Below are 12,135 nucleotides of genomic sequence, written 5' to 3'. Positions count from 1 at the left end.
CGACCTTCGGGACCGCTCCACTCAGAGTAACGCTCGCCGTCTTGGCGGGCGTTTTTCTTTTGGCAAGCGAGGCAATCTGCCAACTCGGTGCCGACCCCCCGCCGCAGCAGGAGCCTGAACCGGCGAGCAACTCAAACGGTGATCGGTCACCTTTTTTCGACACGCTGCCGACCCGGCCGGTCGATTCGATGTTGGTGTTTGAGAGGCAGGATGTGCTCGCGATCAGCGAAGCGCGGATCGCCTTGCAGCAGGACAACGACGTCAATGCGGTTCGCGTTCTGCAAAACCTGCTGAGCCGTCCCGTTGATTCGTTCGTCGATCGCCGGCCGGACAAAACGATCGTGGGGGCCTCGCGGCAGGCCGAAGCCATGGTGCTTCAGCTCGTGCGCAGCAAACCCGGTGTCTACGAGTTATTTGCCGAACCCGAGGCGAAATCAATACTTGCGACCGATGACGACGCGTCGATGGTTCGCCGATGGCGACAAGTCGCCGCTGAATATTTCTTGACGGCTGCGGGGTTCGAAGTCGTCGATCATCTCGCCAGTCGCGCCTTCGACCGAGGTGAGTTTGATCTGGCGGCTCGGCTGTGGCTTCGCCTCGTCAACGAAGCCGCGCACCGAAATCGATGTACTTCGACGACCTATCTCAAATTTTCTCTCGCCATGGAACGTTGCGGGCGCGGTGGCGAGATTTCTGAATTTGAAGTCGGACCGCCTCAGAACTTTGGCAATCTCACCGGACCGGTTGCCGCACCAAACTCCGAGTTCAATCATCCGATCGCCGCCCGTGGCCGAATGCTGGCGACTCATCCGAGGGAGAGAAACGATGACGAGTGGCTGCAGTCGAGCGTCCAAATCGATCGTTGCCGTCGTCGGCAATGTTCGATTCCCTGGCTCGATCCTCGCCTGACAATCCATGCGTCTGACGTTACTCGCGGCTCATACGGTAGGGGCGGAAGCCGGTCAAACTCGGGCGAGACGCCGGCCACGTGCAATCTCGTCATCGTGGGTGACACCATCTGCTGGACGAGTCGGTCCGGGCTAACCGTCGGCATTAGTGCCCAAACGGGAGCACAGGTCTGGCGGCATGAGCGTGCTGCTTGCCTTTCCGCAAAGGGAAGTGATCAGTTCACGTCGGCCTTCGAATGTATCGCATCGGACGGTCGTCGGCTGTTCTTGTTCGACTCCGCCGATGAGAGTGGTAGTAAGAGTCTCGTTGTCGCTTCGGCGAGCGATCATGCCGTTGAAGCCACTCCGCCACGAAAAGCGAGCTTGCCGAATTGTCTTGTCGCCGTCGATTTACAGTCGGCGAGCGATTCCGAGATCGCATCGGAAGCTTGGAGCCTCGACCTGAAAGCCGTCGCCGTCTCTGCCGCGACGGCTCCCCGCGATGCGGCCAATTTGAACGGCTATTTCTCCTCCCCGCCGGTTGTGTCGGACGGTCAATTGTTTGTCTTGGCGGAAGTCGCCGGCGAGCAAAATCTCGTGGTCGTGTCCGCGGCCAGTGGTGAGATTTTGTGTGTGCAGCCTTTGGGTTACAGCGACGGTCCGCACTGGAACGAACGCGGAGCCGGCTGGTGCGGAAACTCTCTGAGTGTCACAGCAGGGATCGTCATTTGCGGCGTCGGGAAAGAACGCGTCGTTGCCGTTGATGCGATTACGGGCCATCTCCTTTGGGGACGGTCGCTCGACGATCAAGCGGACGGAGACGGATTCGGGCACTCGTCGCGTCGTCGCTCCGCATCGGAGACGCCAGTTGTCAACATGACCGTTGCGGACGGCCGCGTCATTACCGTTTCGCCGTCGACTCGGGAAATCGTTTGTCTCGAAGCAACTTCGGGGCGCGAACACTGGCGGGTCCCCGCTGAAGATATCGAGCGTTTCCTGTGCATTTCCGATGGCGTGCTGCTCGTGGCCGGCGCACGTCGCTGCCGGGGCATGTTGCTGGCCGACGGGTCGACGCTATGGGAACGGCGTCTCGGCCGTGCCTCTGGACGAGGCATGTTGTGTGAAGACGGATTCATTATGCCGGCCGTTCGGGGCGGCATTGTGGTGATCGATGTCTCGACCGGACGGACCCGCGAAGTTGCAATTGAAACGCCCGGACTGCTGTTTGGGGCCGAAGTCGTTTCTCGGGGCGCGCCGATCACGTTAGGGAATTTCGCTTACGGAGCCGACCGAATCGTCTCGGCGACGGCCGGGCGGCTCGACGTGTTCGAGCCCGCCGGGGTGATGTTCAGCAATCTTGCGTCGAATGATCCGCAGGCCGCTTCTAACGAACAACGTCTCAAGTTGGCGGCGATTGCACTTTCGCTTGATCGATTCGATCTCGCCGAGGAGGCGCTTTCAGTCAGCGACAAAACAGAGCAGGCTTTTTCGGACCCATCGCTTCGGCACCTGCGGCGAGAAGTCGGCCTCCGTCGACTTCGCACTTCGCCGCGGGATCTGTCACGGCAGGTAGAACTGCTACTGGCTCAGTCGAGCGGAAGGGCTGAACGGCTTGAGATTTCGATGGCCGCCACGAATGCGGCAATTTCCGGCGGCGACCTCTCACTCGCGATTGAATCCCTCGAGGATTTGATTCGTGTCGAACGTTCCGATTCGTTACGACTCGATCCGAATGATCGGGATATCCGCCGATCGCATCTCGCGACCGCAATTTACTTCGGCGAACGAATTCGCACCGTGTTCGGCCAAGACGGCGAGTCAGCGATTGAGCGCCTCTGCGCGACGCTTTGCGATCAAGCGGTGGTGCCAAAGACTGCCTTGCGTTTTTCGACCCATTTTGATCCCGACGGTCTCGTCACAGGCAACACGGTTCTGGCGGAATTGCGGAATGCCTTCACACGGCATGATCTCGCCGAGTGCGACCGTCTGTTGGCCCAAATGGCGACAACCAAAGAATTCTCGAATCACTTCCGCGAATTCAGCGTGCGTTTGGCGGCAGCACGCTCGGAGTGTCGTCATTCGGCGCGGCTCTTGTCGCAAGTCGATCCGATCATTGAGGAGGAGCCCCGTCAATATGAGCCTGTCAGCGCCGTCCGATTTGCCAGCGCTACCGTGTCTGCCGAACGACCGCTGACTAAACGACCGCTGACTGCGAGAGTCCCAACAAATCGCGGCAGCGTCGTGGATCGGCTGGCTCATGCTGATCGTACGGCGTTACGTCAGGCGCTGGCAGAACGAAAGTTCTTTGCCGGCGTCACCACCGTGGAGATCGAGCCGCTGCTTTGGGACGAATCGCGAGGACTCATTTCGAACGTCTTCAGCACGCAGCGGCGTCGGCTTTCAACTCGCCCCGGCGATCGCTATCAGATTCTCGACATCGGCGAGGCCCACGCGCCGGAACTTGCTGTGATTGACCTGATGGACGGCGCGACGCGATGCCGGATTCGAACCAACTCGAACTTTCGAACGGCGTTGCGGTTTCGTCCCACCTCGGGCGTCGGTGTGCTGCCGGTCGCCACTGCGGGACGAATCATGGGCGTCTCTCTCGCCGGACTTCCGCAGGATCGGCCGTTGTGGTCGGTCGAGGTCGGGGATCGCATTACGGAGCAACCGCACCTCGGTGCGTTCGGCCCCGATTTTTGCATCTATCAAACCCGGTGCGAACTGGGAGTTCTCGATCCGACGGACGGGTCGACCCGGTGGGTTCGCAGCGGCGGCGAGTGCGACTCGGGACTCTTGACCGATCAATACGCAGGTTTAGCGGCCGATTCGCATACGGTGACGACGTTCGGTTCCGATCGCCGCCAATACACGGTTTACGCAACGGCGACCGGCGATGAGATCGATCATGGCGTTCTCCCGATCGACCTGAGTCGGCAGCGCCGACCGATCGGACGAAAACTGTTCTATGTGGCGAAAAACCCCGACGGACTGCGAGCCCGGCTGTGGGATCCGAAGTTCGGCTGCAACGACATCGACGAACCGATCGATGCGAGAGAGACGTTGCTGATGGCCTCCAGTTCAAACGCGGACACGCTGCTATTGCTGACCGAAGACGGTCGGCTGCGGTCATTTGATACCGCGACCGGTACTCCGCGGTGGCAGTCTCGGATCGCCGTTGAGGAGGCGGAGCAGGCTTCCTCGCTCCGTATGTTCCGGCAGGGCACGAACCTCTATGTCAACATTCAATCGCCGCAGCGAGGAGACGGGCCTTATGACCATTATTATGTGAACGATTCGTTCTTGCCGGTCAGTCATGTGCAGGGCTTGTTGATCGCGTTTGAAGCCGAGTCGGGTCGGGAGCTTTGGCGACGGCGGTTGCCGCAAACCTCATTCGTTTCGGTTCCAGACCTCGATTTGCCGGTTCTGATCGCGGTATCTCGCCTGCGAAATCGTTCGCGGCGCAGCAGTGTCGTTTTGGGGGTCGAAGTCATCGACGCGGCCGATGGCGAAGTCCTCGCCGAATCGTCGAACATCATCTCCGATCGTTTGGTGATGTTCCGGCCCGACGCCGAAAATCGTTCGCTCGATTTGCTTGGCCTCCGCTCCGGTGTGCGGCTTCGATTCAAATAGAGCGAGCGAAGCTTTGCTCGATTGGCAAAGCCGTTCGAGATGTCTGTTCAGCCCCGCAGCTTAGTCTGTCGGTTCGCCTCGCCAGCCGCGGCCCCCTTTCAGCGTCCGCTCGACTGTTGACCGACACGCCGTCCCCGACTAGCGTGCTACGAGACGCGCGGGTGTAGTTCAATGGTAGAACGAAAGCTTCCCAAGCTTTAGGCGAGGGTTCGATTCCCTTCACCCGCTTCACCGTTGGCCCGCGTTTTTCCGCGTAGGCTAAACCGGTGAGGCAACATGTTTTGGAGACTGCCGCCCACCGAAGGAACGTCTGAACTCTAGTGACCCGTCCGCGTTCGCGGGTGGATCGTGATTCGGAATCGTTCTCAATAACGTGGTCGGTTTCAGTCCGGTTCCAGCGAAGGAATGGGCGATGCAGCGTGATCGCACCGTCGGCCGGCCGATGGAGATACTGCTCGTCGAAGACAGTTTGACGGCGGCCCGTTTGACGATGGCGACCTTGCGCGGGGGCCATCTTCAGCACCGAATCACGTGGGTGCCTAACGGCGAAGAAGCGATTGAATTCGTTTTTCAACGCGGTAAGTTCAGCCGCGCGCCCCGTCCGGATTTGATTCTGCTCGACCTCGGACTCCCGAAGCGGGATGGGCGAGAGGTGCTCCAGGAGATTAAGGCGGACCCTGATTTACTTCAAATTCCGATCGTCGTGTTGACGGCATCGACAAGCGAGGAAGACAGAATCGTATCAGAGCGGCTTAAGGTCGAAAGTTACCTCACCAAGCCGATCGATATGAACCGGTTCTTGGAGGTCATCAAGGAACTCAGTCGCTTTTGGCGGGCGGATATGATCCTGCCGGGACCGGCTGCCTCATCGCAGCAGTCGGGGTGATCTCCTCATTCGGAATCACTTTCAAGAAATCCGATGATCTCGCCGGCGACGTTGATCTGAGTCGCTTTCTCGACGCCCTCAAGCCCGGGTGAGGAGTTGACCTCCATCACAAGCGGGCCGCGATCGGACGGCAGGAGATCGATGCCGGCGAGGTTCAAGCCGCTGACCTCCGCGGCTTTGACGGCGACATCGATCATCTCTGTCGACAAATCGATGCGACGGGCTTTGCCGCCGCGATGCAGATTCGACCGGAACCCCCCTGCCTCGGCCCGCCGTTCGATCGCAGCAACGACTTCACCTCCGACGACCAAAGCGCGGTAGTCGATCCCGTGGGCTTCGGCGACGTATTGTTGGACGAGGATATTCGCATCGAGTCCGCGAAAGGCTTCGATGACGGCTTCGGCCACATTCCTCGATTCCGCGAGAATCACACCGATGCCCTGCGTTCCTTCCAACAACTTGATGACCAACGGCGGCCCGCCGACTAGATCGATGAGGGCTCCGATGTCTTTTGTCAGATGAGCGAAGCCGGTCGTCGGCATCGGGAGGCCGGCCGCGGCGAGCTGTTGCATCGAGCGGAGCTTATCTCGCGAGCAACTGATAGCGGTCGACGAATTTAGTGAGCGGACCCCCATTGTTTCGAACTGCCGCACGACGGCAGTCCCGTAAAATGTTTGCGAGACACCGATACGCGGGATGACCGCGTCGAATCGCTTGAGCTCATCGCCCTGATAGAGAACCCGCGGTCGCTTTGACGTGATGTCCATCGAGCAGCGAAGATAGTCGATGACCCGGACGGAGTGGCCGTTTCGCTCGGCCACGTGGGTCAGCCGACGGGTCGAATAGAGCGACTCATCCCGTGACAGAATCGCGATTTTCATAAACGTGGTGTCTTCCGGGGGGCATTCAAACAAGTCGCGAAGGACTGGGCGAGAGGAGCCTATCGTGCGACACCGGTTCAGGCAGCGCTAAAAAAGTTGAAAACGGGGCTTGCCTTCGGCGAGAAATTGGTCAGGATTCCCCTGTCGGGTCGTGCGAACGCAGCACGACGGGTCGCCCCGCCCGTGAAGGTGTCGAGATTGGCTCCGACAGTAGCGGGCAAGTTCGATTTGAGAAAGGAGGTGGTCGAGTGATATCTGATTCTAATTGCCAACGAGGTGGTGTCGCATAGCGGACCGCCGGCGGGCTGTCCCGTCTGACAGCCACCTCCTCGTCTCGCGACTCGAATTGCTTCGACCACGTGTCATCGCAACGACAGACGCATTTGACGAGACTAATTCCGGACCCCGGCTTCCACGTGAAGCCGGGGTCGTTTTTTTGCGTGTGGCGAATGTTTAGCCGCGGCCGACAGGGAGCGCTTCAATAGATTCAGCGCCGCTCCAACAAAAAACCGCCCGAGAAAAACTCGGGCGGCCGATCGCAATTTCTTGGCGGATGTTGAATCAGCGTTCCTGATTCACTCCACTGCCGCGGCAACTCCGCCGGCAAACTCGTCGGCTTTCTCGCCGGGATCATGAGTTAGTACCTCGGCTTTGTAACCGCCTTTGGTCCGGAAGTAGATCACCAGAATCAGATAGCAGACCAGCATGAAGGTCGGGAAGGCAGCCATTGTTAAGAGTGCCTTCTGATTACTGCGGTCACGCACGCTCTTGACCTTCTCCTTCAACTCCGTCGCTGCTTCCGCGGAGCCGGCCTCTTCCTCGATCAGCGATGTCAAAGCGGCATCATCGATTGCCGTGTACTTGAGGACTTCGTAGCTCGCCTTCGGCGTGACCGGCTGAAGTTTGTCGTTTTCCACCAGACCGGGTAATGCTTCGTTGAGTTCTTCGGAGGCGACCAGAGCGCTCTTCTGCGCGTCCGACTGCAGGATGCCAATATAAGGGAATCCGAGCGTACCGACGGCGAGCATTCCGATGCCGCTGATCGCATTGAGCGTAAAGGCACCCCCTCGCGGACATTGCTCGGACACAACGCCAAGCATTGTCGGCCAGAAGAATGTTTTACCCACGCCGTAGAGCGTTGCCGCACCAAGAATCCCGATTGCTTGAGCGGAACTGAGCCAGGTCAGACCGCCGATCGCCAGAATCGCGCTGATCGCCAGCAGGCCGAGTGGCGAGACCAAGTGAACGAGCGGACCGGCGAAGAACCGTAGCACGAGCATGATCGCCGACGTGTAAACCAGAACCATCGCGGGGTGGAACGGGACGCCTTCGGGAATGTTCTCAGCAGCTCCTTCCATGATCGCGGTGATCCAACCATCTGTTCCGATTTCCGTCGTTGCCAGCGGCATCATGATCAGAATGAGGAACAGCAACATCGGATTACCGATCGACCGCGTATAGGCCCCGAATGCAGCGACAACCCCGACGCCAATGCCGATAAACATCAGCTTCTGCCACAACGCCAATGTCGCGGTGTCTCCGCCCGAGAAGAAGTCCATCAACTGCAGCGTGAGCAGGAATCCGACAACGAGCGCTCCGCCGATCCCGAATTCTCGCAACATGTCGCGATAACTGACGCCAGCGGCGACTCGTTCACTCTCCGGGAAGCTCTGGCCGATCAGCATGATGAAGTAGATTAAGGTCGGCAGGCCGATGACCCCGACTTTGACGGCCCACGGAGTGACCGACTCAGCACCGGCGTCGTAGGCATCCACCCCCATGACGAACAGACCGGTGACGACCAGTCCGGCCGGCCAGCCCGCGTGTAAAATGTTGAGCCATTTTGTTTTGGCATCACTGAACATCGTCGCGACGACCGGATTGATGAACGCTTCGACCGATCCATTCGCCAGCGAGACGATCAGGCTGCCCCAGTAGAGCAACTGGAAACCGACTTCTTTGTCTTCAACGTAGTAGGCGGTGACCGCCATCACGGTCCACGTTAAATGCCCGATGAAGGCGACGATCATCGCCGTCTTGTAGCCGATGCGATCGATGAACAGGCTGAACCCGATGATGCTGACCGCGAACGGCCAGATACCGATCCCGGCGAGCCGACCGGTCTCGGCCGGATCGAGACTGAACTCGGCGGCCCAGACATTCAACAGGCTTAATCGCCCGACGAACGCGAATGACGTTGTAATTAGGGCGATAAAGCAGCCCCAAAACAGGACTTGGTTGTGGCTGGGTTTCGCGGCAGCGGTGCTGCTCCCTTCGGCGCTCACGGGGCAGTCTCCTCAGTGGATGGTCAAGGATGGATGAACAAGTTGTGTGGACCGTTGGAATCGACTCAAAACGTCGAATCGACTTGAATCGATTCCGGTGACGCGTGATCAACACCGATGGCGGAGCGCAGTCTAAACGTGCCGCATGTTGAAATCCAGAAACGTCGATGAGTTCATTCGTTGGAACTGCGAATGCGACGAATCGCGATGACTCGGTCGACGTGACGGCGGGCCTCGACGAGGTCGGGGAGCGAAACGGCGGTGCGATTGCCGACGGTCACGTCCGCCAGGGCCTCCCACTCCGCCTTGCCCATCCCGGCGCGGGGCCAATTCGATTCGTTCCACAACACCACCCATACCTCGCGAATCAGATGCCTTGGTAGCGAGGCGATCGGTCCGGTCGCAACGACAAGGCGATCGGCTTCCCGCATGATCAACGCGGTCCGTGACTTCTCGATCGCGATGCTTCGCAGGGCCGCTTGGGCCTCCGAGGCCGTTTGCCCAAGACGCAACAAACTCTCCTCGATTGCCGGATTGTACTGCTGCGTCAGGAGCGGGATGAGTTGATGACGCAGTCGATTCCGAGTGAATCGTTCGTCGCGATTCGTCGAATCGACGAGAAATTGCTGCTCGCAGCTCTCGAGATAACGCAGGACCTCTGCCTTGCTGACGTCCAGCATCGGTCGGAGCAACTGAATCTTCTCATTCAGCGGCCGCATCTCCGGCATTCCGCCGAGCCCCTCCAAACCGGTCCCCCGGACGATGTGATGCAAGATCGTCTCGACCTGATCGTTGCGTGTATGAGCGGTGGCGACCGTCGGCAAATCCAGTTCATCGGCGAGAGCAGTCAGGTTCTCATATCGCAGTCGGCGGGCCGACTCCTCAAGCGATCCGGCTTCGCTCGCCATCGCCTGCGGGACATCCGCCGTCCGAATGTGGCACGCGATGCCGAGGCGTCGACATTCGTCAGCGACCCATGCGGCATCCTCGGATGATTCAGAGCGAAGTCGATGATCGACATGCGCGGCAGTCGGTGCGCCGCCGTGACTTGTGGCGGCGATTTCCGCGAGTGCCCTCAGCAGCGCGATGCTGTCTGGGCCGCCGGAAACGGCAACGAGCAACTGACGAGGCGAGAGTTCGAACCGGGCTAAGCACCGGCGAACGGTATCAATCATTGACGAAATTTTCGGACATGTCGCGGGTCGGAAATGAATTCACCGGTCACGTACTCGGAATAAGCCGGTCGAAAACACGAACGAAACCCCGCTCATTCGTTGCAAGATGTGGCGGAATGGCCGCGTCGATTGAACCTTTCCGCATCGACGAATACCATCTGCCCACGGACGGAACGGAGCCAATCGCGGCTTCCGACCGTCCGGCGAACGTGTTCCGGTCGACCATGAAACGTCGTCCGGCGTTGGGCCATCATCGATGGGGCGACGGTGTTCGCGGATTCCGCAAGTTAACCGGCTATGCCCGAATGGTCACGATATTCCTTATCATCCTTGTCACTTTTCTGGTGGCATTTTGGGCAACTGTCGACGCAGCAGACAACCGATCAGAGCGAAATCCAAGTAAGGACCGTGAGATGTCTCATCGCCTTGCGGACCACTTCGCCACTGAGATCAATCGATTCGGCGAGACAACTCGAATTTGGATCACCGACCAACCTGCTGATCGACTTACGACGCCGACGCTTGCGATAGCTTCGTCCCGCAGAAATTCCGATTTCGCCGGACGGGTCCCGATCCGCTGATTCCTGCTCCCCTCGCCTGAGACCTCTCGTCGGTCCGCGGTTCTATTTGCCGGGGCATCCCGAATAGCAGCGTCTGCTTCAGCAGTCGGCTCGCCGTTCGGTAGGTAACGATCTATTCGGATTCCGCCCTTTTTCTTCGGCGGCATCTGAAGTACCTCCGCCAAACATTTTAACCTTTGCCGCACGACGTATTCCCTGACGGGGACAGTGCTCGACGCGGCGAAGTTTGAGGCCGCAGATGAATGATTATGTGATCGGCGCCATCGCGCTCGTCGTGGGCTGTTTGCTGGGATTTTTCTTCGACCGGCTCCGTCGCGGGGCTGCCTATAAGGATCGCGACGCGATTCTCGCCGATGCCGAGCGGGAAGGCCAAAATTTGCTCAAGTCGAAAGAGCTTGAGGCCAAAGAGCTTCTGCTGAAGCGTCGCGAAGAGGCGGAAAAAGAACTCGATCAGGATCGCGACGAGCTCCGCCGACAGGAGAAACGCCTCGATAAACGTGAGGCGATGCTTGATGAATCGCAGGAGGCGTACCTCAAAAAAGAACGGATGCTCGAAACGCAGCAGAAGAAGATTTCCGATCGCGGCAAGGCGATGGATAGCCGGCAGAAAGAACTCGATCGCGTGCTGCGGGAAGAGCAGGACCTGCTGCACAAGATCAGCGAACTCGACAAGCCCAAGGCGACCGAGTTGCTCTTGGATCGGCTGGACAAGCAATTGCGGGACGAGACGGGCGCTTTGCTGTTGAAGCATCAGTCGGAAATTAAAGAGCAATGCGATCAGCAGGCCCGAGAAATCATCGGCATGGCGGTCCAGCGTTACGCCGCGCCGCACACATCCGAAACGACAGTCTCAACGGTCGACATCCCCAGCGACGAGATGAAAGGCCGCATTATCGGTCGCGAGGGGCGAAACATTCGCGCCTTCGAGAAAGCGACCGGAGTCGATGTCGTGGTCGACGATACACCGGGGGTCGTGGTGGTCTCCGCCTTCGACAGCGTCCGCCGGGAGATCGGCAAACTCGCGTTGCAAAAGTTAATCGAAGATGGCCGCATTCACCCGACGCGGATCGAAGAGGTCGTCGAAGAGACGCAGAAAGAAATGGACGCCCACATTCGCAAGATGGGAATCGAGGCCTCACAGGAAGCCGGCCTGACCGGGCTGCACGAAAAGATTCTTGACCTGATGGGGCGACTGCAGTTCCGGACCAGTTACAGCCAGAACGTGCGGCGGCACTCGATCGAAGTCGCTCACCTGACCGGCCTGATGGCCGAGCAACTCGGACTCGACGGTGATATGGCCCGCCGTTGTGGATTCTTACATGACATCGGCAAAGCGGCCGATCACGAGATGGAAGGCGGGCACCCCGCCGTCGGTGCCGAACTTCTGAAGCGATATGGCGAAGGCGACGAGGTCGTTCACGCCGCCCGCGGACATCACGACGACATTCGGCCGGAGTATATCTTCACCGTGCTCGTCGCCGCGGCCGATGCGGTCTCGGCAGCGCGGCCCGGCGCGCGGCGCGAGACCTTGGAGAAATACGTTCGCCGACTCGAAGAGTTGGAAGCGCTCGCCAACGGTTTCCCCGGCGTCGACCACTGCTACGCGGTGCAGGCGGGGCGTGAGATTCGAATCGTCGTCGACGCGACCGCCGTTAATGATCGCGAGGCCGCGAAGATGAGCAAAGAAATTGCCGATGCGATCGAACAGACGCTGACATACCCCGGCGAAATTAAAGTCTCGGTTCTGCGTGAGACTCGAAGCATTGAATTCGCGCGCTGATTCAGTATGTCGGGTTACGACCGGTCT

The 12,135-nt window shown here is 59.3% G+C and carries 6 protein-coding genes and 1 tRNA gene (1 of these 7 running past the window's edge); 4 read left to right on the top strand and 3 right to left on the bottom strand.

Annotated elements, in window-relative coordinates:
- The 3 genes from Pan189_RS11990 to Pan189_RS11980 form a co-directional block, all read left to right on the top strand.
- Positions 1–4,520: the 3' portion of an outer membrane protein assembly factor BamB family protein gene (locus tag Pan189_RS11990; RefSeq protein WP_145364138.1), read on the top strand. 58 nt of this gene lie to the left of the window's left edge; the window shows 4,520 of its 4,578 coding nt (coding positions 59–4,578); the start codon falls outside the window, past its left edge; it ends in the stop codon at positions 4,518–4,520.
- A gap of 157 nt (positions 4,521–4,677) precedes the next feature.
- Positions 4,678–4,748 (top strand) — tRNA-Gly (locus tag Pan189_RS11985).
- A 184-nt stretch (positions 4,749–4,932) separates the two neighbouring features.
- The gene (locus Pan189_RS11980) at positions 4,933–5,406 is read left to right on the top strand and encodes a response regulator (protein ID WP_145364137.1); all 474 of its coding nucleotides are present in this window, start codon (positions 4,933–4,935) and stop codon (positions 5,404–5,406) included.
- Between the two features lie 5 nt (positions 5,407–5,411).
- On the opposite strand, the gene rimK is transcribed toward Pan189_RS11980, so the two are convergent.
- From rimK to tilS, 3 genes are all read right to left on the bottom strand, one after another.
- Positions 5,412–6,287, bottom strand: a complete 876-nt coding sequence (rimK, locus tag Pan189_RS11975; RefSeq protein ID WP_145364136.1) for a 30S ribosomal protein S6--L-glutamate ligase — start codon at positions 6,285–6,287, stop codon at positions 5,412–5,414.
- A gap of 575 nt (positions 6,288–6,862) precedes the next feature.
- Complete coding sequence (locus tag Pan189_RS11970; RefSeq protein ID WP_310820376.1) at positions 6,863–8,572, bottom strand: MFS transporter; 1,710 nt, start codon at positions 8,570–8,572, stop codon at positions 6,863–6,865.
- Between the two features lie 173 nt (positions 8,573–8,745).
- Positions 8,746–9,747, bottom strand: coding sequence for a tRNA lysidine(34) synthetase TilS (gene tilS / locus Pan189_RS11965; protein ID WP_145364135.1), 1,002 nt, complete (start codon positions 9,745–9,747; stop codon positions 8,746–8,748).
- Positions 9,748–10,566: 819 nt separating this feature from the next.
- On the opposite strand from tilS, the gene rny reads away from it, so the two are divergent.
- A complete protein-coding gene (gene rny, locus Pan189_RS11955) occupies positions 10,567–12,108 on the top strand; it encodes a ribonuclease Y (RefSeq protein WP_145364133.1) in 1,542 nt (513 codons plus the stop codon).
- Positions 12,109–12,135 lie beyond the last annotated feature (27 nt).

It is taken from the genome of Stratiformator vulcanicus (genome assembly GCF_007744515.1).
Taxonomy (GTDB): Bacteria; Planctomycetota; Planctomycetia; order Planctomycetales; family Planctomycetaceae; genus Stratiformator; species Stratiformator vulcanicus.
Note: the sequence above shows the minus strand (reverse complement) of the source record. Positions and strands in the feature narration are given on the sequence as shown.

What these genes read in the sequence shown, in the direction of transcription:
- rny (WP_145364133.1), top strand. Translation starts at nt 10,567, where the DNA reads ATGAATGATTATGTGATCGGCGCCATCGCGCTCGTCGTGGGCTGTTTG.
- Pan189_RS11980 (WP_145364137.1), top strand. Translation starts at nt 4,933, where the DNA reads ATGCAGCGTGATCGCACCGTCGGCCGGCCGATGGAGATACTGCTCGTC.
- rimK (WP_145364136.1), bottom strand. Translation starts at nt 6,287, where the DNA reads ATGAAAATCGCGATTCTGTCACGGGATGAGTCGCTCTATTCGACCCGT.
- tilS (WP_145364135.1), bottom strand. Translation starts at nt 9,747, where the DNA reads ATGATTGATACCGTTCGCCGGTGCTTAGCCCGGTTCGAACTCTCGCCT.